Below are 19,787 nucleotides of genomic sequence, written 5' to 3'. Positions count from 1 at the left end.
CGACGCTTTCAGTCGGTGCGCGGATGCGCGCGGCGCCACTGCCACGGCGCCTGCGGCGACGGCTCCGCCCACAGGCCGCGTCCCGCCGAGCGCGCCGCCGCCTGCGCGGCACGGCAGGCCGCGCTCGGCCGCATCCCGCACCAGGCCTGGCCCTGCTCGACGAGACGCAGGCCGACCTCCTCGCCATCGACACGCAGCTCGGCGATGACGCGCTCGTAGCGATCGACGGCGCGCGACTGCACGCGCACCGTGCCGTGCGCCAGCAGCGCCGCCAGCGCGTCGCGCGACGCCGCGCCGCCAGCCTGATGCAGCTCCGGCGCATCGACCGACGCCAGGCGCAGCTTCACCGGCTTGCCAGACTCGCAGCGCATCGTGACGGTATCGCCGTCGTGCACGCGCAGCACCTGCGCCGCATCGCACTCCCAGGCTGCCGCCGGCCAGGCGCATAGCGCCAGCAGCAGCGCCCAGAACAGCGGCCGCAACGCAAAGAGCCCCGCGATGCGGGGCTCTTTGGCGTACACGGCACGCAGCTCAGGCAGCGCTTTCACGCGGCTTGGCTTCATTGTTCTCGTAGACGATGAACGGCTTGGCTTCGCCCTTGACGACCGCCTCGTCGACGACGACCTTGCTGACGTTCTGCATCGACGGCAGGTCGTACATGACGTCGAGCAGCATGTTTTCCATGATCGTGCGCAGGCCGCGGGCGCCGGTCTTGCGCTCCTTGGCCTTGCGCGAGATCGCACGCAGCGCGTCCTCGCGGATCTCCAACTGCACGCCTTCCATGTTGAACAGCTTGGCGTACTGCTTGACCAGCGCGTTCTTCGGCTCCTTGAGGATCGACATCAGCGCTTCCTCGTCGAGCTCCTCGAGTACCGCGCAGACCGGCAGACGGCCGATGAACTCCGGGATCATGCCGAAGCGGATCAGATCGTCCGGCTCGACCTTGGCCATCAGCTGGTTGACGTGCCGGCTGTCCTTCTCCGACTTCACCTCGGCGGAGAAGCCGATGCCGGTGCGTTCCGAGCGCTGCTGGATCACCTTGTCGAGGCCCGCGAACGCACCGCCGCAGATGAACAGGATGCCGGCCGTGTTGACCTGCAGGAACTCCTGCTGCGGATGCTTGCGGCCGCCCTGCGGCGGCACGCTGGCGATCGTGCCTTCGACGAGCTTGAGCAGCGCCTGCTGCACGCCCTCGCCCGACACGTCACGCGTGATGCTGGGGTTCTCGCTCTTGCGCGAGATCTTGTCGATCTCGTCGATGTAGACGATGCCGCGCTGCGCCTTCTCGACGTCGTAGTCGCACTTCTGCAGCAGGCGGGCAATGATGTTCTCGACGTCCTCGCCGACGTAGCCGGCTTCGGTCAGCGTCGTGGCGTCGGCGATCGCGAACGGCACGTCGAGCAGGCGCGCCAGCGTTTCGGCCAGCAAGGTCTTGCCCGAGCCGGTCGGCCCGATCAGCAGGATGTTCGACTTGGCGATCTCGACGCCGTCCGTACCCTTCAGCGACAGACGCTTGTAGTGGTTGTAGACGGCAACCGACAGAATCTTCTTGGCGGTGTCCTGGCCGATCACGTATTCGTCGAGGACCGCGCGGATTTCGTGCGGCTTCGGCAGGCCCTTGGTCTGCGGCTTGGCGTGGACCTCCTCGCGGATGATGTCGTTGCACAGGTCAACGCATTCATCGCAGATGTAAACCGAGGGGCCGGCAATGAGCTTGCGCACTTCGTGCTCGCTCTTGCCGCAGAAGGAGCAGTACAGAACCCGACCACTGTGGGTACCGCCGCTCCGCGTTTCGTTGGTCATCTCACATCCTCATCCGGGCGTTGATGCCCGGCGACTCCTGTATAGCACAGGGTCATTTTTCTGCAAAACTCGCCTCGCCGGGCGTCCTGACAACGCCGTTCAGGCGGCAGAACCGCCCCGCTGGACCAGGATCTGGTCGATCAGACCGTATTCCTTGGCCTGCTCGGCATTCATGAAATAGTCGCGCTCGACGTCGCGCTCGATCTTGTCGAGCGGCTGCCCGGTGTGCTCGGCCATCAGCTTGTTGAGCTTCTCGCGCAGGTAGAGGATCTCGCGGGCCTGGATCTCGATATCGCTGGCCTGGCCCTGCGCGCCGCCGGACGGCTGATGGATCATCATCCGCGCATTCGGCAGCGCGAAGCGCTTGCCCTTGGCGCCGGCGCCCAGCAGGAATGCGCCCATGCTGGCCGCCTGGCCGATGCACATCGTCGACACGTCGGGCTTGATGAACTTCATCGTGTCGTAGATCGACAGGCCGGCCGTGATCACACCGCCCGGCGAGTTGATGTAGACGTGGATGTCCTTGTCCGGGTTCTCGGATTCGAGGAACAGCAGCTGCGCCACGATCAGGTTCGCCATGTGATCCTCGATCGGTCCGACGATGAAGATCACGCGCTCCTTGAGCAGGCGCGAATAAATGTCGAACGAGCGCTCGCCGCGGGCAGTCTGCTCGATCACCATCGGGACGAGGTACTGGGCGCGGGTCACAATGTCGGTCATGGCGTTGCTCGGAAATCGGGGGTGGAGGATCGGAAGCGCGCGGGCTCCCAGACAGCATGGAGGCGGAGCCGCGCCGTTCAAGCCGGCGCGGCTCCGCCCGATGCCGAGACTACGTGAATCAGGCGCCGGCTGCCGCCTGCGGGTTGAGCAGCTCTTCGAGGCTCAGCGCCTTTTCGAGCGGCGTGACGCCGGCGACCAGAGCGTCGACCACCTGGTCCTCGAGCACCATCGCGCGCAGGCCCTGCAGCAGGTCCGGACGCGAGCGGTAGTAGGCCTTCACCTGATCCGGCTGCTCGTAGTCGGCGGCCATCGCATCGAGCGCGGCGTCGACACGCGCCGTATCGAGCTTGATGTCCTTGGCCTTGATGACTTCGCCGACCAGCAGGCCGAGCGCCACGCGCTGACCCGCCGTCTTCTCGAAAAGGGCGTCCGGCAGCAGCTGCGAACGCTTGGCCGGATCGAGGTTCGCCATGTTCATGCGCGCCGCCGCTTCCTCGCGCAGACGCGGGATTTCCTGCTGGATCAGCGCCTGTGGCAGTTCGATCGGATTGGCCTTCAGCAGCTGTTCGAGCGCCTGGCTCTTGAGGCGGTTCTGAATCGCCTTGTCGCGCTCCTTCTCGAGCGCCGCCTTGCACTTGGCGCGCAGGCCGGCCTCGCCCTCGGCTTCCTCGACCTGGTGGGCCTTGAGGAACTCGGCATCGATCTCCGGCAGCTTCGGCTCGCGGACTTCCTTGACGGTCACCTCGAACTGCGCCGTCTTGCCGCGCAGGTTCTCGGCGCGATAGTCATCCGGGAACTTGACGTCGACGGTGAACGTCTCGCCGGCCGCATGACCGACGATGCCGTTTTCGAGATCCGGCAGGAAACGTCCCTCGCCGAGCTCGAACTGCACGTCCTTGCCTTCGCCGCCGGCGAAGGCCTCGCCGTCGACCTTGCCGAGGAAGTCGATCTTGACCAGGTCGCCGTTCTGCGTCGCGCGGCTCACATCGTTGAACTCGCGACGCGCCTTGCGCAGATTGCCGATGAGGCGGTCGATGTCGGCTTCGGTCACCTCGACCGCCGGCTTCTCGATCTGCAGCGCATCGAGCGCGGTCAGCTGGATTTCCGGATAGACCTCGAAGTGCGCGACGTACTCGAAGGCCTCGCCCGCCTTCTCGGCGGTGATGTCGATCTGCGGCTGGCCGGCCGGATTGACGCCCGCCTGACTCAGCGCCTGCGGATAGGTCTGGTTGACCAGATCGGAGATCGCCTCCATGCGCGCCGAATCGCCATATTGCTGCTCGACGACCTTGCGCGGCGCCTTGCCCGGGCGGAAGCCCGGCAGCTTGGCACGGCGGGCCAGCTTGTTGAGACGCTCATCGACCGCCTTGGCGACCTGCTCGGCGGGCACACGGACACGCATCTGCCGGCGCAGTCCGCCCGGCGAATCGACATGAACTTCCATTTCTAACACTCTGAGGTCTTGTGAGTTTTGGCTTTCTTCGAAAGCGGCTCTGGTGCGAAAGGCGAGACTCGAACGCCCCGCATATCGCCGAACTTTCTTGATAAATCAGACGCTTGCGCACCACCTAAGCGGATGCGCCGGACCCATGCGGAGGACCACCTAGGCCGTAGCCGCGGGATTGTAGCGCAGTCGAGTGCAGAGCGAGACACGCAGTGCCCGCGATGTTCGGGCCGAAAAATCCGAGGAGGCAATACCGTTACGGCGGCGGTCGGCTTCCCCCCGTAGGGGGTGCCCGGTCGGCCAGCGGAACAACAGGGGTGGTCCGGCTGGCGCACCGCAGAGGGCTCCAGCGCTGTCCGAAACGGGTCCTTTTCGGACACCCGTCGGGACACCGTCCATAACCTAGGGTTGACAATAACGGACGCATGGGTAAGATGCGGACACCCATTTCGTACACTGGAGAACCGAACTTGTCCCGAGTCTTTGCCTACTGCCGAGTGTCCACTGCCGACCAGACCACCGAGAACCAAGTCAGGGAGATCAAGGCGGCCGGCTTCGATGTGCAGCCGCACCGCATCGTCGCCGAGACGATCAGCGGGTCGAGCCATGCCCGGCAGCGGCCCGGCTTGCGAAAGCTGCGCGAGAGACTGGAACGCGGGGACGTGCTCGTCGTCACCAAGCTGGACCGCCTCGGCCGTAACGCCGTAGACGTGCGCCAGACCGTCGAAGAGCTGGCGGAGCAAGGGGTGCGGGTCCACTGCCTTGCGCTCGGCGGCGTCGATCTGACGAGCGCAGCCGGGAAGATGACGATGCAGGTCATCAACGCGGTGGCCGAGTTCGAGCTAGACCTACTCAAGGAACGCACTCGCTCCGGGATGCAGCGAGCGGTCGCCCAAGGGGTCAAGGTCGGCCGCAGGGCCTCGCTGGATGCCGAGAAGGCCGCCAAGGTGCGCGCGCAGCATGCGGCGGGCGCGTCGGTGTCGACGCTGGCGAAGGAATACGGGACGAGCCGGCAGTCGATCTACCGGGCGCTTGCCGGGCCTGCCTGAGCCCCCTGAATGTGAAGGTTCGCTAGGTTGTGCATCCGGCTGTGAAGGTGAAAAGGGACTTCGGGACCGCTTCGGTCGGCCGCGTCGGGTCCGTTGCGCGCTACCCACCGAGGAACGAGACCAGGCGCTGGCGATGCGGTCCGCTCGCTGGCCGATCCGCGACATCGCCGCAGCCTTGGGACGACCGCACGCGACGGTGCGTCGGTTTGTAGCCAGCAACGGCTGGAGCCGATTACCGCCGATGGAGCCGCGGCCTGTCGTCGTGCGCTACGAGCGCGAGCGACCGGGCGAGATGCTGCACCTGGATACCAAGAAGCTCGGGCGGATCGAAAGGACCGGCACCGTGTCACCGGCGATCGGCGCGACCACCCGCGGGGTGCCGGCTGGGAAGTCCCGCACCTGGCCGTAGACGATCACAGCCGTCCGGCCTACACCGAAGTCCTCGCCGACGAGCGAAAAGCCATGACGACGGGCTGTCTGGAACGTGCGCTGGTCTGGTTTGCCGAGCACGGCACGCGGGCCGTGCAGGCGCGGCGCAAGGAGAACAGCGCGAGCATCAAAGAGACCGCCGAACACTTTGAGGCCAGCACGGCCACAGTTAAGCGGTACTGCACGGCGTAGAAAGCACGGAGCGCAGGACGTAACGAGAGCGCCCGCCAAGCGCGGGGCCGCGGCGGCAAATCAGTCGGCCGGCGCCTCAGCGACGATCAGCTCGCACACGCTACCAGCCCGCACCATGCCGTCGGCGGATGCCTCACAGCGGCGCTTCAAGTAGCCCCACCGCGAGGCGTTATCCAAGCTCGACCAGAAGTACGCGATGGCCAGCAGCACACAGACCACGAGCAGACCAAACGGTGGTCCGTCGCCGCGCGATGCGCGCCAGTAGCGGAAGTGCCACCAAGCGGCAAAGAGCGGCCCGAAAAAAGTCGCCAGCTGGAACAGGAACAGGCTGTTGAGCGCGTAGCCCGCCAACAGTAGCCCCAAGAAAGCGACCCAGCCGACGCGCTCCGCGAGTTCAGCCCTTGCGTAGAACCGCGAGTCCGTCGCAACAGCGTCCGAAGATTCCACAGCGCCCCCCTTTTTCAGAAGGTAACAGGCACGCACCGTCGCTGAAAACGGCGCCGTGTGCGTACAGGCGAGCGGTGCGCGCGCGGCTGCACACCATCCGGGCACAGCAGCGCCCGCCAAGCGCGCGTAACGCGGGTTTGTCTCTTTGATTCGGCACCACGGGGACGCCTACAGGGCACCTGACGGACATCCTAGTGAAATCAATCACTTGGAATTATGGCCCGTCTATGCACACGACCGGCCACCTGCCCCACACAAGGCAGCCCCTCGGTTGCCCCCTTTTTTGCAACTTAGAAGCCTTACCACCATGAGCACTTCCACATTGACCAAGCAGCCCTACGAACCCGCCTTCTGGCCGACCCTCCGCGCTGAATGCCGGAGCCTGATCCCGACGCCGCGCGGGCGTCCGGACCTCGACAAGCCCCTTCGATTCATGCGCCTGCGGGACCACGAAGCTGCGAAGCTCCAGATCGCCACGGCACTGGCCCAGCGCATGTACGGCGCCACGCTGTCACAAGCAGCAATGGAACGCGCCGCCGTGCGATTGCTGGCGAACGAGATCGCCGACGCGGTCGAGGACGAGCCGCGCGCGCGCGCTCTGCTGCCGTTCATCGTCGCGGCACACACCCATGCGGATCACCTGCGGGCACTCGAAGGGGCCTCGCGATGACCCGGCGGGCGAAACAGCAGGAGGACCCGCAAGTGCCCCAGAGCGCCCCCGAGGACGACGTGGCGCTGCTGCGGCGTCTTTGGCGGGCGGCGCTGAAGCACCACGTGCGGAACCTCGAAGCGGCCGGGGATGCCACTGCGGCCGAGCTGGTGGCGGCGCAGCGATTCCTCGCTGATTCGGGTGTCTCGCTAGCGACCCTCGGCAGCCTCGACATGCACAACCACGGCGCGGGGCTTAAGAAGCTGATGGAGGGCATCCCTTCCTTCGATGAGCCGGCGGGGGCACTCTGGTGAACGCCGGGGCCGCCGTCGAGCCCAAGCCGATCACGCTGGGTATCGCCGACGTCGCCGAGCTGCCGGCTTATCAAGTCCGCGAGGACGGCACTGACCCCCGGAAGGTCCGCGAATACGCCGAAGCGATGGCGCAGGGCGTGACCTTCCCGCCGATCGTTGTCACCGCGCTAGGCGGCGCCTACGTCCTACTGTCTGGCGCGCATCGGCTGGCAGCTGTCCGCAAGAACGGCGGGCACGAGATCAAGGCGCACTGCGTCGAAGGACTGAGCCACGCGGACGCGGTAAGGCTCGCGCTGGCGTCGAACATGACCCACGGCCTCGGACTGTCCAAGAAGGACCTACGCCGCTGCCTGTTGATGTTCGTAGACGCGAATGCCCATCGGAAAGGCCAGGGCCGCGTCATGTCGAGTCGTGAGCTTGCAGCAGGACCACTTGCCGGCAGGGTGTCCTACCGCACCGTGTTGAACTGGCTGGAGCAAGATCGGCCGAAGGTGCACGCCGAGATGACCAGCGGGGAACCCGGCGGGGATCAGGCGGCGCCCTTCGACCCCGCAGCGGATGCGAATCGGGCAGCGGTGGAGCGGGCACAGACGGCGCTTAGGGAGCTTCGTGCCGCCGTGCCCCACCTCAGCGACCGGCGGACACGCACGGCGCTCGCGCGGGAGCTGCAAGCAACCCTCGCAGCCATACGGAAAGGCCCCGCCGGCACACTGCCCGACGCTCAGTGGATGCAGGACACTGGCCACGCGTGAAAGCCGCTTCACAGCTACGTTTCCGAGCGGTTTGTGAAAATTTCACAGTCAGGTAGTACACGCGGCCCGGAGACCCGCATCACAGCTACGTTTCAGCCCTCAGTGCGCGAAAACTCATTGGCCAATAAATGACCAAGCCAGCACACCACCAAGGGGGCGGATCAACCCTCACCACACACAGGCCGCCGCAGGGCGGCTTCGTCATTTTTGGAGCACTGAATTGGCACGTAGGAAACCCGTAGGCAGCCGGCCCGACAAAATCGTCAAGGCCATGCAGCGAAGCGCCCACACTCGCTGCGCGGTCCCGAACTGCGGCCGCGATGTGGATCGCTTCGGCAGCTGGTGCCGTCGGCATCAAGATCGGCGCTCACGCCAAGGACACCCCACGGCGGCGGCCATCTCCAAGGTCGAGCTGAAGCCTTTTCTCGCACGTGCTGCGGCGTTCGTGATGGAACAGGACCGTGCCGGGCACGTCGGTGTTCGGGCGGCGCTCGGCTGGATCGAAGGTCAGCTGGAATCCTGCCGGAACGCCCCCGCCCTCGCCTTCTCCTCGGGCACCCCGATGGAGATGCGATGGCAGGCATGGAAAGGACGCGCGGCCCGCGAAGGCGTCACGCCGCAGCAGGTCCTGAGTGCCGCGCTGGCCGTGCATCTGTTCGGGAAGTACCAGCCGACGCGGCTACCTGATCGACGCTTTACGGATTATCAGGTCGGCGCCCACATCCTGCGGCTGGCCTGTCGTCGCGGCTACTACACCAAGGCCGGGCGGCGAGCTACGCGGACCATCGGCCACTCGTCGCAGCTGCGGCTTTATGCCGGCAGCCTCGTGAACAACACGCTGATCCCCCTGCTCGTTGCCGCCGCAGAGGCCATCGTGCGGCGAGCAGATCGCGAGCGCGAGCCGGTCCCCATCCACGCCATGCAGGCGCCATTCGTCGGCGCCGAAGGAAACCCAGCATGACCCTACGCACCTCGCGTCCGAAGCGATTCCCGAACCAAGCGTTCGGCGTCGCCTGGCACAACCAAGCGGCGGATGCCGCGATTCGGAAGTACGGCCCGCGCCGGTGGTGGCTGTATTCACCGAACGCAGCCAAGGCCCACCGCTTTTTTACGCAGCATCCTCACTGTCGCGATGACTCGCCGGAGCACCGGCAGGCCGTCGCAGCGAATCGCGACATCTATTCAACGGAGCAGCCAGCATGACCGATAAATTCACCGACTTTCACCGCGTCGAGATGTACCAGACGAACAGCCAGCGCGAAGGCGCGGCGGGCGTTGATGCGGCCGTACGCCGAGAGTCGAATGCGATCTCCGTGCGCGGCGGACACGAAGGCCCGGCACCGATCGTCCGCCCCGATCAGCAGCAGCAGCAGAGCAGCGAAGCGCGCAGCGTTGAGACGCGCGGCGCCTTCTCGAATGCGGTCTATGTCGACGCCCCGATGCCCGGCGATGGCCGCGCGGTCCTCGCGTCGGCCCGCAAGGCAAACGGTGGTCGAGCACTGGCCGCCTCCGAGATCGGGGCGGGCGACGTCGTGACCGTGGGCGGCATCGAGATGCGCGTCGCCGAAGCGGAGCGGCTGGGCTTCCTGAGCCGCGATGCCGGCGGCTTCTATCGCGAGACCGGCGCCACCGATGCGCGCGGCGGCATCGTTGAGGCCCCGCAGAGCGCGCAGGAGGCACCGAAGGCAGAACAGGCGGACGCCCCTAGCTTCCCTGAGCTTGACGAGCGCACGGAAGCGCTGCGTAGCGAATATGAAGGCGCCGCCGATGAGGCTGCGCGCGTCGCGCAGCAGTTCATTGCCGAGGGCAACGCGAGCGAGATGGCCGTCAATCAGCTTGCGGCCCGTCTCAGCAAGGAGCCGGCGGCGGTCCGGGAGCAGATCGCCACGATGCGGGCCGGGTACGAAGCGCAGGCCGCGCAGGTCGCCGAGCGCTGGGGCTTGCCTGCGGAACAGGTCTGGAAATTCGCTCGTGAGCAGAAACCCGGCGCTCTGAAGGACGCTATGCGCAATCAGGTCCAGCTCGGCAGCGTGGCCGGTTACGCCGAGCTGGGCCGCGCCGCGATGCTCGACTATCTCGGCAAAGTGAGCAGCGGAGCGGTGCCGGCTGAAGTCTCCGGCGTCGATGACATCTCGGTCCAGCGCCAAGGCGGCCGAACGCTCGTCACTGTGCCGGGCGTGGGACAGATGGAATTGCCCGCCGCCGTGCGCGCGGGGCTCGTCGAAGTCGTCGCGGTGAAGTAGCAAGCACCCCCCAAAAAACCCATCCGAAAGAGGATTCCTTTCATGCAGAACAACGAACTTCTGCCGATCCACCAGCTGCGCGAAGTCGTCACGATTCCGGCAGGCACCGCCGTTCTCGTCGACGGTGAATCGCGGACCACCGCCGAAGCGTTCACAATCGCTCGCAACGCACTCGGCGGCACCGTGGTACGGCTCGGCGCGACGCCGGTCTATGCGGACGGCCCGGATGCGCGGCACATCCATCTGCGTCTGCTCCACAACGCCGCGCAGCCGGAGTGATTCGATCCGGGAGCGGAATCAATCCCCTCCTGCGAATATCAGGCAGCTGATCGCTTTTGCGCGCCGCAGCGGCGTGTGAATACTCAGCAGTCGCCGACGCCTTGTCGGTCGACCTGAGACACAGCCATGCGCATCAAAGCCTTCGGCATCACCATTGAGCTGTCACGCCGCACCGTCTACGTCCAACTTCCCCCGGCAGGTGAACTCTGGATGGAGCGCGGCGCGGCGTGGCGGCTCGATTTCTGGAGGACCAGCGGGGCACTTTATTTCCACTTAGGCCCCGTCTTCGGGAACCTCTCGCGCCCCAGCCAGACCGCGCCGGCACTCCCTGAATCTGAGACGAACGACCACACGCACGCCGAGACAAACCGCACCGGCGAAATGCGCCGAACGCTCGAACTCATCATGGAAGCGGGGAAGCTCGGCGCCATTTACAAGGACGACCAGATCGCGACGACCGCGACAGGCCAGCCCCGCGCGGGGCACACGCCATGATCGCCCGGCTCCTGCTGCTTCTCGACCTCGGGCTTCCGCTGCGGATGCTACGTGCGGAGGAAGCCGAGGAATAGATACGGCGAGCGCACCGACGCGGAAGCGACGCACGCAAAACAGCACCTCCACCGGCCCGCCATGTGCGGGCCTTTTCTTTTTCTTTTTCCTCTCAAGTGCCCCCATGAAAACCAATGAACTCGCTGCGCCGCCGATCCCCGGCGCTGCCGTCCAGTACCTCAAGGCAAACCCGCAGCTCGCCGACAAGTTCGACGAGAAGTACGGCGTCGGACAGGCGCAGCGGGTTCTCGCCCCCGAGCCCCCGCGGGGGGCCGGCGGCTACGCGGCGGACGTCGGCCGGGCAGCCGTTCGCGGCGCCGGCAAGGCCGTGAAGGAGTCCGCGGAGTTCGCCGTGGATGCCTTCAATCGCGTGCTCGTGGACCCTGTCCGCGCCGTGGCGGGCCTTCCGGCGACGCCGCGGGCTGACCTGGAAGCGGCGGCACGTAACGACCTCGGCGACGCCGCGGTGGATGCGGTGACGCCGGCAGCGCCCGAAACGCTGCCCGGTCGGATCACCGAGGGGGCCGTGCAGTTCATCGGCGGGCTCGTCGGCCTCGGAAAGCTTTCGCGGCTTGCCGGCGCCGAGAAGGCCGTCGAGGGGCTGGCCGCCGCCGGTAAAACGGCGAAGATCGGCGTCGCCGCGGCGAAGTCCGCGACGGTGTCGGCGGTCGCGTTCGACCCGTACGACGGTAACGTGGCCAACTTCGTTCAGCAGTTCCCGTCGCTTCAGAACCCCGTCGCTGATTTCTTCGCGGCGCACGAAGACGACAGCGCCAGCGAGGCGCGTCTGAAGAACGCACTGGCCGACGTCGTCGTGGGCGTCCCGATCGACATGCTCCTCGGCGGCCTCAAGGCGCTGCGGGCGGCCAAGCAGGGCCGCGTCTTGGATGCGGAGAACCATCTGCACGCGCTGGCCGACGCCGATGCGGCCGAGGCGGTCAAGGCGACCACCGCCGAGGCGTCACGCACGAAGGTCACGAACTCCGCGACCGTCGACGCGTTGGTCCAGGACGTGACCGGCGCGGAGGGACGCAGCGCCAGCGTCGCACAGGTTGCCGCGGAGGCCCCGAAGGCTCCGGCGGTGCTGAAGAACCCGGCCGTTGTCCTGGACGACGCGAGCCGCGCCGACCTCGCGCGAACCATCGAGGACACGGTGATGGCGTCCGACGCTTCGGCCCCGAAGCTCGGCGACCCCTTCGACGCGTTCTTCAAGGCGAAGCACGACTTCAACGTCGACAAGATCATCCAGGCGGGCGGGGACGGTGTCACGACGGCGCTCCGCATCATGGAGGATATCGGCGAGAAGTACCGCACGCAGATCGACGCTGCGCGCGGCGGGGAGGTGCGCAGCTTCGAGACCGTGCGGGCCGCGGCCAACAACATGGCACGGATGACCGGCAATGATCCGGGGCAGTTCATCGCGATGCTCACGCAGGACGCCAAGAGCATGAAGGCCGTCGAGGCGCGGCTGTACGCCTACAAGAACTTCACGCTGTCCCTCGCGGACTCCGTGAAGCGCCTCGGGCAGATGATCGACAGCGAAACGCACGGCGCGGAGTTCAAGAACATGGACGAGGTGCGCGGCGAGTTCGCGCGACGCGCTGAGTTCCTGGCGAACGTTCAGGCAATGACGAAGGCTGTGCAGTCGGGGACGGCCCGCGCGGTGTCCGCCGGGCGCCTCGGTGCCCGCCTGAGCCCGGCCATGACCAAGGCGATTGAGGCGGGGAACTTCTCCGGTGTGTCGCAGATGGACGCCGCGGCGGTCAAGAAGCTCGCCAAGGTGGTGATTTCCGGTACGCCTGAGCAAGTCTTGGCGGCCTCGCGCCTCTCGCGGTTCGACCGCGCGGGGGAGCTGGTCACGCGCTACTGGATCAATGCGATCCTGTCCGGGCCGGCCACACACATCGTCAATGCGACGTCCAACTTCGTGCGCGGTGCGGTACAGGCCGGCGAGGACTACCTCGCGGGCGTCTACTCGGGCAATGCGACGCAGCGCAGGGTCGCCGCCCAGACCTTCGCGGAAATGGCACACCAGACCGTCGCCGCATGGCAGCTAGCGCGCAAGGCGCTGAACACCGGCGACAACATCCTCGACGCAAAGGCCACGAGCCGGGACACGCAGAGCTACCGGCAGGTGTCAGCGGAAGCACTGGCGCAGGCGATCGAAAACGGACAGTACGCGGCGGCGATCATCAAGGCCGGCGACGCACTGCTGAACTACCCTACCCGCCTACTCGGCACGACTGACGAGTTCTTCAAGCAAGTCGTCTACCGGGCTCGTGTCACGGCCAAGGCACAGGCCGAGGGCATGGAAGCCGGGCTATCCGGCACCGACCTTCAAGACTTCGTAAGCCGCAAGATGAATGCAGCTGTCGACCCCGCAACGGGGTCCGCTTACGACGCCCTAGGCAGGCCGCTGGACGCGGACGCCCTGCGGTATGCGCAGGAAGCGACGTTCACGCAGCCGCTTACGCCGGGCAAGCTAGGGGCCAGCATTCAGGCCCTCGCCAACGTGAACCCGTGGATGCGGCTTGTGCTGCCCTTCGTCAAGACGCCCTCCAACGTTATCGCCGACTGGGCCTATCGGTCGGGACTGCACGCGGAGCTGTATCGAGACCTTGCCGCAGGCGGACAGCGCCGGGCGATGGCGGCGGCGCGTCTCACGACGGGCGCGGCGTTCTACAGCGTCGCGGCGCTGCTCGCCGAACAAGGACGCGTCACCGGCATGGGTCCACAGAACGCCGAGACGAAGAAGCTATGGGTCAACGCCGGGTATCAGCCGTACAGCATCAAGATCGGCGACGCGTGGGTGTCATACAACCGCATGGACCCGTTCGGGATGTTCTTCGGCATCGCGGCGGACCTTGCAGACCTCGGGCGGATGATCCCTCAACGAGAAGCGGACGACCTCGCTCAGATGGCCTTGGTAGCGTTCAGCCGCAACCTCTCGAACCGCTCCTATCTCCGCAGCATCGCGGACGTAATGGGGGCGCTGTTCGACGGTAGCGAGGGCGGCGCGGATCGCTGGAAGCGCGTCATCAACAGTTACGCGTCGGGCTTCGTGCCGTTCTCGGGATACCTCAACGGACTGAAGGATGACCCGTACATGCGCGAGGTGCGCTCGGTGACCGACGCAGCGCTGAATCGCGTCCCCGGCTTCAGTGACCAGCTCGACCCACAGCGGAACATCCTCGGCGAGATCACGCAGGCGTCCGACGTCGGTGGGGTCCTGCCGTGGGCGATCCGACACGAGAAAGGAGACCGACTCGGCGACGAACTTGTGCGGCTACTCAACGTGACCGGGGAGAAGCTGACGAGGCCCCCGAAGGTAACGGGGCGCGTCGACTGGACGTCCTACAGGAACGCCAAGGGGCAAAGCGCCTATGACCGCTTCCTTGAGCTACACAGTGAACTAGGAATGCGTGACCGACTGGCGCAGGCGATGACGTTGCCAAGCTACGAGCGCCTGAGCGATGCCGGCCGCGTGGAAGTCGTCCGGTCGGTCGCCAACGGCGTGCGCTCGATGGCGCGGGCGCGGGTGCTCCAAGAGTTCCCGGAGCTACGGGCGGCGTGGGTGCAGTACAGGCGCGACGAGATGCTGCAATTGATCCGGCAGCCCGGCGGTGATGCAGTAGCGGCGCGGTAGGTATGCGGTACTAATTGCCGGGCGTCTCCTTCGGGGGCGCTCGGCGATTTTTTCACAACGCCAGTGGCGGCGCCGGAGCGTCAACCGCCGCGGTCTAGCAGTGCAGCCACCACACGCACATCCAGCAGCGACGGGATGCGCTCGACGGCTTCATGCTTCCTTTGCAGCGCGTGGCCGTCGCCGTAGCCGCGCGCAGACTTTCCATCCTCGCGGCCTTGAATGTCCAAGCGCAGTTCGCTGTCCTGCGTCGCTTCACGGAGAAGGTCTTCGAAGCTGTGCCTAAACGAGTGGACGGGTGCGTGCTCTTTCCCCTTCGCGCCGGAGACCACGCGCAGCCACTCGCGCATCGTCTGCACGGGGCGGCCTTGGTTGTCCCCGCCGTCCGCCCTCGGAGCAATGCGGGGGAACAGCAAGGCACCAGCAGGCAGCGAGTCCACGTACGCAAGGAACCCCTCGGCGATCACGTCACGATGCAGCGGCACGTCACGCACCGATGCCGACTCGTGGCCGGGCTTCCCCTTCACGCGCTTGTGGGCGTGGTCGGTGTTCACGTCGACGTAGTGGATGCCGTCGCGCGTTCGGATGTCTTCCTTGACCAGCTGGGCGGCCTCACGGTGCCGCAGACCGGTGTAGGCCATGAGCCAAGGGAACCAGCGCAGTTCAGGACGAGACTCGCGCCGCGCAGCCTTGAGGATCGCAGACAACTCGGCGGTGGTGTACGGACGCCGCTTCGTGCTGTCGGAGAACACGCGGCCCTGATACCACGCCCCGTCGACCGGGTTTGCGGACAGCCTCCCCCTACCCGTCCCTTGTGATGCCGCGTAGACCGCCGACAAGGCCGCAAGCATCTTTTTCTGTACCGTCGCAGTCCTGAGACCGCGAGCCTTCAAAGCGTCGCGCCACCGCTCTACGTCGTGCGTCTCGACCCGCGCAGGATCGTCATGACCGACGAAGGCGGCGAAGTCCTGCACAGCGTTGCGGTATTCCCGGACCGTTTTAGGGGAGCGCTGCGCGCGCTTGTCCCAGCGGGAGAGCATCCCCGCGAAAGTCAGGCGGTCGGGGTCCTGCTGCGCGGCCCCTGCGGGCACCGCCGGGGTCCATGCGGGGAACTGCTGCACGACCGGGTCGGGGCTGTAGTCACCGAGCATGCGGACGTTCAGCCGACGTAGTAGATCGCCAAGGCGAACGGTCAGCCGCTCACACAGACGCGCATGCGACGCCTCGTCCACAAGCAAGCCCTCGGCGGCGACCAGTGCGTCCACTTCGGGGCCGATGAAGCCCCGGCGGAGATCGTCGGGCGTCGGGCGGACCATGAGGGACGCCAGCACGTGGCCGCGCGCGTTGATGCCGGCGGACCACTGGATGAATTCGGGGAGGCCCGCGAGGGGCCGGGGATCACGTGAGAAAGCGTCCAGGCAGGCGGTGTACCACTTGCCTACCAGGCCCTCTACTTCGGCGCTGGTGAGCGTTCTAGGCCCCTGCCGGACACCCTCGACCCATGCGGTGAAGACGGCCAGTGCGTCCGGGTAACGGCGGCGAGCTTCGGCGCGGTCCTTGGTGCCGAGAGATCGCTTGTAGGTCGCCTTCCCGACCCGCTGTCGCACGTCCTCGGGCACCGGTTCGCGGAGGTAAAAAACGCCGTGGGTCGGGTGTTTCCAGACGCTCATGACGCGGGGCATTTTGGGGCTCGTTTGGACCACCTGTATGGACTCAGGGGGACCACGCAAGCCCTTGATATACCGTAAGTTCTTGATCCAGAAGAAAACGGGACTGGTGCGAAAGGCGAGACTCGAACTCGCACGCCTTGCGGCGCTGGAACCTAAATCCAGTGCGTCTACCAATTCCGCCACTCTCGCGAAGCGCGTGAGTATATCAGTGGCTCAGGCCGCGGTGGCTCGGGGCAGGATCCGCCGGCAAGCGGGAGCGGCGGCGCCCATCATCCTCATTGACTATCAAATGATAATGATTATCATTTGAGACTCATCCCAGGAGAGACGCCATGGACGACTTCCGCGCCACCCCGCCGAGCACCCCGATCATCCCGAGCCGCGACGGCCTCGCGCCGCGCGTGCGCAGCGACGAACTGCTGCGCGGCTCGCGCGAGCTGGTCATCGAGCATCGCGGCCAGGAGTACCGGCTGCTGCGCACGCGCAATGACCGCCTGATCCTCAATAAATAGGCCGGCGAGCGAAGCGGCTGGCACAATGCCGGCCGCAATGATTCCCGCCTTCCGTCTCACGCCGCTGCGCTGCGGCCTGTTGCTCGCCGCCGTCGCCGTCGCGGCCTTCGTCTGGGCGCTCGCGAGCGGCCCGCTGACGATCCCGGCCAGCCACGTGCTCGCCGGCCTGTTCCGTCCCGACACGCTCGATCCGACCGAGCGCACCGTGATCCATGCACTGCGCCTGCCGCGCGCGCTGGCGGCGATGCTGGTCGGCGGCGGCCTGGCGATCGCCGGCTGCAGCTTCCAGGCGGTGCTGCGCAATCCGCTCGCCGACCCGAGCTTCATCGGCGTCTCCGGCGGCGCCGCGGTCGCCGCCGCCGCCTGCCTTGCCCTGCTCGGCTCGCAAGCCGCCGGGCCGTTACCGGCGCAGGCCCTGATCGGCCTCGCGGCGCTGCTCGGCGGCCTGGCCAGCGCCGCGCTGGTGCTCGGCATCGCGCGCGTCGACGGCGATCCGCAACCGGTCACGCTGCTGCTCGCCGGCCTGGCGGTCAACGCCTTCGCCGCCGGCCTGCTCGGCCTGATCGCCTACGCCGCCAACGATCCGACGCTGCGCGCGATCACCCTGTGGCTGTTCGGTTCGCTCGGGCGCGCCGGCTGGGCGGAGCTCGCGATCGCGGCGCCACTGATCATCGCCGCTGCGCTGCAGCTGTGGCGCGACGCCCCGGCATTGAACGCGCTGCTGCTCGGCGAAGCCGAAGCCGCGCACATCGGCGTCGACGTGGCGGCGCTGAAGCGCCGCGCGATCGCACTCGGCGTGGTCTGCACAGCGCTCGCCGTCGCCGTCGCCGGCGTCATCGGCTTCATCGGCCTGATGGTGCCGCACATGCTGCGCATGCGTCTCGGCCCCGACCATCGCGCGCTGCTGCCGCTGTCGTTCCTCGGCGGCGCCGCCCTGCTCGGCTGCGCCGACACCGTCGCCCGGCTCGCGCTGCAGCCGACCGAGGTTCCGGTCGGCATCGTCTGTGCGCTGCTCGGCGCGCCGTTCTTTCTCGCCCTGCTGCTGCGCTGGCGACGTTCGCCGGATCTGGCCTGATGCTCGAAACCTGCGATCTCGGCCACGCGCGGCACGGCCATGACCTGCTGGCCGCCGTCAGCCAGCGCTTTGCGCCGGGCCGCCTGCACGCCGTCATCGGCCCGAACGGCGCCGGCAAGTCGACCCTGCTGCGCCTGCTCGCCCGCGAGTGGCCGGCAACGCAGGGCAGCGTGATGCTGGGCGGCCGCCCGCTCGCCGACTGGCCCGCCGCCGAACTGGCGCGCCGCCGCGCGCTGCTGCCGCAGCAGCACGGCCTCGCGTTCGCGTTCAGCGCGACGGAAGTCGTCGCGCTGGGCCGCCTGCACGCACGCCGGCGGACGCCGCCAGCCGAGCGCGCGATCGTCGCGGCGGCTCTGGACTCCGCCGGCGCCGCGCACCTGGCGGCGCGTCGCTATCCGGAGCTGTCAGGCGGCGAGCGCGCCCGCGTGCAGCTGGCGCGCGTCCTGGCCCAGATCTGGGACGAGGCGGAGGGCCCACGTTACCTGCTGCTCGACGAGCCGACCGCACATCTCGACCTCACCTTCCAGCACGCCTGCCTGCGCCTCGCGCGCGCCTGGGCTGCGCGCGGCGTAGGGGTGATCGCCGTGCTGCACGATCCGAATCTGGTGCTGGCTTACGCCGACGAGGTCAGCGTCCTGCGCGGCGGGCGCCTGTTCGCGCACGGCGAGCCCCGCACGATTCTCGATCCGGCGCTGATGCGCGAGGTTTACGGCCTGGCCACGCAGCGCATCGACGGCAGCGACGGCCAGCGCTGGCTGGCCGTCGCCCGTGACTGAGGCCGGCTACGACAGCTGGCGCCGGTAGGCCAGCGGGCTGGCGCCGCTCCAGCGGCGGAAGGCGCGGCTGAACGCGCTCGGCTCGGAATAGCCGAGCAGATAGCCGATCTCGGTCAGCGGCAAATGGCCCTGCTGCAAGTAGCGGCAGGCGGTCTCGTAGCGCAGCTGCTCGACGAGCTGCTGGAAATTCAGGCCCGCCTCCTGCAGCCGGCGCTGCAGCGTGCGCTCGCTGAGTGCGAGCTGCTCGGCGATCGCCTCGATCGTCACGCCGCCCTGCGGCAGTGCGCGCAGGATGCGTCCTTTGAGCGCGGCGACCAGATCGGGGGCGCTTTCGGTGCACGGCAGCACCGTGCCAGCCGCCTCGCCGGCGCCGAGACCCTCGGCGCCACGCATCGGCGCCTCGAGCAGCGCGCGGTCGAAGATCAGCGCATTGCGCGGCTGCGAAAAATGCACCGGCGCGCCGAACAGGCGGCGCTGCGCCGACGGATCGGCCGGCGCCGGATGTTCGAAGTGCACCTGCGCCGGCGCCCAGTCGGCGCTGGGCCCGAGCCGCCGCGCCGCCGACAGCATCTTGCCGATCGACAGTTCGGCGTCCTGCGCATATTCAATGCCGTGCAGATGGCGGATCGAATACGACAGGCTCGCCCAGCGGCCGTCGACTTCGAGCGCGATGCGGACCCCGTCCTGGTGCAGCGGCAGATCGGCGATCAGGATGCGGACCGCCTCGCCGAAGCTGCGCGCGCGGCTCATGCGCACCGCGCCCGGACCGATCGAACTCAGCGGTTGGGTGTAACCGAGGCGCAGGCCCAGCGCAGCGTTGCCGCTGACCCTCGCGGCGTCTTCGAGCAGGTCCACATAGCGGCCGACCGGCAGGCGGGCGTCGGCATTGTCGAGCAGCGCCGGATCGACGCCGCGCCGCTCGCACAGCGGCTCCGGCTGCAGTCCGCGCGGCGCCAGTGCCGCCCTGATTCCGGTCAGTGCCCCGGCGCGTATCGTTGCGCCGGCATCGTTCCATCGCGCTTGCATGGCATCTCCTCACCATCGGCTGCGGTCTTCCGCCATTGGAAGGCCGCGTTCGCATGCTCGTGCACGCATTTTCTATGCCGACCAGACGGTACAGTAATTGAACTGCGCAGCGAGTTCCAGTCAGGGTTTGCGGCTGGCGTCTTCTGTCAAGCACGAAAATGGCGCGACGCCTACCTTCACCGCCATGAAGAAAGCCTCCGGCCCCGGACGTCCCA

21 protein-coding genes and 1 tRNA gene are annotated in these 19,787 nt (G+C 67.4%); 14 read left to right on the top strand and 8 right to left on the bottom strand.

Features of this window, described 5'->3' with window-relative positions:
• Positions 1–8 precede the first annotated feature (8 nt).
• From H149_RS21035 to tig, 4 genes are all read right to left on the bottom strand, one after another.
• A complete protein-coding gene (locus H149_RS21035) occupies positions 9–548 on the bottom strand; it encodes a thermonuclease family protein (protein WP_154654811.1) in 540 nt (179 codons plus the stop codon).
• Positions 532–1,803: an ATP-dependent Clp protease ATP-binding subunit ClpX gene (clpX, locus tag H149_RS0113680; protein WP_020650331.1), complete on the bottom strand. Its 1,272-nt coding sequence runs from the start codon at positions 1,801–1,803 to the stop codon at positions 532–534. Before clpX ends, H149_RS21035 begins: the two co-directional genes overlap by 17 nt.
• Positions 1,804–1,902: 99 nt before the next feature.
• A complete protein-coding gene (clpP, locus tag H149_RS0113675; RefSeq protein ID WP_020650330.1) occupies positions 1,903–2,523 on the bottom strand; it encodes an ATP-dependent Clp endopeptidase proteolytic subunit ClpP in 621 nt (206 codons plus the stop codon).
• 118 nt (positions 2,524–2,641) lie between these two features.
• The gene (gene tig, locus H149_RS0113670; protein ID WP_020650329.1) at positions 2,642–3,967 is read right to left on the bottom strand and encodes a trigger factor; all 1,326 of its coding nucleotides are present in this window, start codon (positions 3,965–3,967) and stop codon (positions 2,642–2,644) included.
• A 470-nt stretch (positions 3,968–4,437) separates the two neighbouring features.
• Here tig and H149_RS0113665 point away from each other — a divergent pair, with 470 nt between their 5' ends.
• Together H149_RS0113665 and H149_RS23285 are read left to right on the top strand one after the other, a co-directional pair.
• Positions 4,438–5,016, top strand: a complete 579-nt coding sequence (locus H149_RS0113665; RefSeq protein WP_026353161.1) for a recombinase family protein — start codon at positions 4,438–4,440, stop codon at positions 5,014–5,016.
• Positions 5,017–5,478: 462 nt separating this feature from the next.
• Positions 5,479–5,637, top strand: a complete 159-nt coding sequence (locus tag H149_RS23285) for a hypothetical protein (protein WP_020650327.1) — start codon at positions 5,479–5,481, stop codon at positions 5,635–5,637.
• A 60-nt stretch (positions 5,638–5,697) separates the two neighbouring features.
• Here the strand turns inward: H149_RS23285 and H149_RS0113650 are convergent, their stop codons facing one another.
• Entirely contained in the window at positions 5,698–6,084 is a 387-nt protein-coding gene (locus H149_RS0113650; RefSeq protein WP_020650326.1) for a hypothetical protein, read from the bottom strand.
• A gap of 307 nt (positions 6,085–6,391) precedes the next feature.
• Between H149_RS0113650 and H149_RS22270 the strand changes: the two genes are divergently transcribed.
• The 9 genes from H149_RS22270 (at position 6,392) to H149_RS0113615 (ending at position 14,516) form a co-directional block, all read left to right on the top strand.
• Positions 6,392–6,754, top strand: a complete 363-nt coding sequence (locus H149_RS22270; protein WP_020650325.1) for a hypothetical protein — start codon at positions 6,392–6,394, stop codon at positions 6,752–6,754.
• A 32-nt stretch (positions 6,755–6,786) separates the two neighbouring features.
• On the top strand, positions 6,787–7,047 hold the full coding sequence (locus tag H149_RS22265) for a hypothetical protein (RefSeq protein WP_154654809.1): 261 nt from the start codon (positions 6,787–6,789) through the stop codon (positions 7,045–7,047).
• Positions 7,044–7,799, top strand: a complete 756-nt coding sequence (locus H149_RS0113640) for a ParB/RepB/Spo0J family partition protein (RefSeq protein ID WP_020650323.1) — start codon at positions 7,044–7,046, stop codon at positions 7,797–7,799. The genes H149_RS22265 and H149_RS0113640 overlap by 4 nt, the downstream gene beginning before the upstream one ends.
• Positions 7,800–8,019: 220 nt before the next feature.
• Positions 8,020–8,760: a hypothetical protein gene (locus tag H149_RS0113635; protein ID WP_154654808.1), complete on the top strand. Its 741-nt coding sequence runs from the start codon at positions 8,020–8,022 to the stop codon at positions 8,758–8,760.
• Positions 8,757–9,002, top strand: coding sequence for a hypothetical protein (locus H149_RS23280; protein ID WP_154654807.1), 246 nt, complete (start codon positions 8,757–8,759; stop codon positions 9,000–9,002). The genes H149_RS0113635 and H149_RS23280 overlap by 4 nt, the downstream gene beginning before the upstream one ends.
• On the top strand, positions 8,999–10,042 hold the full coding sequence (locus H149_RS0113630) for a hypothetical protein (RefSeq protein WP_020650321.1): 1,044 nt from the start codon (positions 8,999–9,001) through the stop codon (positions 10,040–10,042). Before H149_RS23280 ends, H149_RS0113630 begins: the two co-directional genes overlap by 4 nt.
• A 42-nt stretch (positions 10,043–10,084) precedes the next feature.
• Positions 10,085–10,321, top strand: a complete 237-nt coding sequence (locus tag H149_RS0113625; protein ID WP_020650320.1) for a hypothetical protein — start codon at positions 10,085–10,087, stop codon at positions 10,319–10,321.
• Positions 10,322–10,447: 126 nt separating this feature from the next.
• Positions 10,448–10,816, top strand: coding sequence for a hypothetical protein (locus H149_RS0113620; protein WP_020650319.1), 369 nt, complete (start codon positions 10,448–10,450; stop codon positions 10,814–10,816).
• A 178-nt stretch (positions 10,817–10,994) separates the two neighbouring features.
• Positions 10,995–14,516 carry a hypothetical protein gene (locus tag H149_RS0113615; RefSeq protein WP_020650318.1) on the top strand — a complete coding sequence of 1,174 codons (3,522 nt, stop codon included), beginning with the start codon at positions 10,995–10,997 and terminating at the stop codon, positions 14,514–14,516.
• 80 nt (positions 14,517–14,596) lie between these two features.
• Here the strand turns inward: H149_RS0113615 and H149_RS0113610 are convergent, their stop codons facing one another.
• Positions 14,597–16,183: a DUF6538 domain-containing protein gene (locus H149_RS0113610; protein ID WP_169518352.1), complete on the bottom strand. Its 1,587-nt coding sequence runs from the start codon at positions 16,181–16,183 to the stop codon at positions 14,597–14,599.
• A gap of 104 nt (positions 16,184–16,287) precedes the next feature.
• A tRNA-Leu gene (locus H149_RS0113605) sits at positions 16,288–16,372 on the bottom strand.
• A gap of 143 nt (positions 16,373–16,515) precedes the next feature.
• Here H149_RS0113605 and hemP point away from each other — a divergent pair.
• From hemP to H149_RS0113585, 3 genes are read left to right on the top strand one after another with little or no spacing between them, the layout of a single operon-like run.
• A complete protein-coding gene (hemP, locus tag H149_RS0113595) occupies positions 16,516–16,695 on the top strand; it encodes a hemin uptake protein HemP (RefSeq protein ID WP_020650316.1) in 180 nt (59 codons plus the stop codon).
• Between the two features lie 37 nt (positions 16,696–16,732).
• On the top strand, positions 16,733–17,770 hold the full coding sequence (locus H149_RS0113590; RefSeq protein WP_020650315.1) for a FecCD family ABC transporter permease: 1,038 nt from the start codon (positions 16,733–16,735) through the stop codon (positions 17,768–17,770).
• Positions 17,770–18,546 (top strand): heme ABC transporter ATP-binding protein, encoded by a 777-nt coding sequence (locus H149_RS0113585; RefSeq protein WP_020650314.1) that lies wholly within the window; start codon positions 17,770–17,772, stop codon positions 18,544–18,546. The genes H149_RS0113590 and H149_RS0113585 overlap by 1 nt, the downstream gene beginning before the upstream one ends.
• 6 nt (positions 18,547–18,552) lie before the next feature.
• On the opposite strand, the gene qhpR is transcribed toward H149_RS0113585, so the two are convergent.
• The gene (gene qhpR, locus H149_RS21020; protein WP_020650313.1) at positions 18,553–19,572 is read right to left on the bottom strand and encodes an AraC-like transcriptional regulator QhpR; all 1,020 of its coding nucleotides are present in this window, start codon (positions 19,570–19,572) and stop codon (positions 18,553–18,555) included.
• Between the last annotated feature and the right edge of the window lie 215 nt (positions 19,573–19,787).

Source organism: Solimonas variicoloris DSM 15731 (genome assembly GCF_000382285.1).
GTDB lineage: Bacteria > Pseudomonadota > Gammaproteobacteria > Nevskiales > Nevskiaceae > Solimonas > Solimonas variicoloris.
Note: the sequence above shows the minus strand (reverse complement) of the source record. Positions and strands in the feature narration are given on the sequence as shown.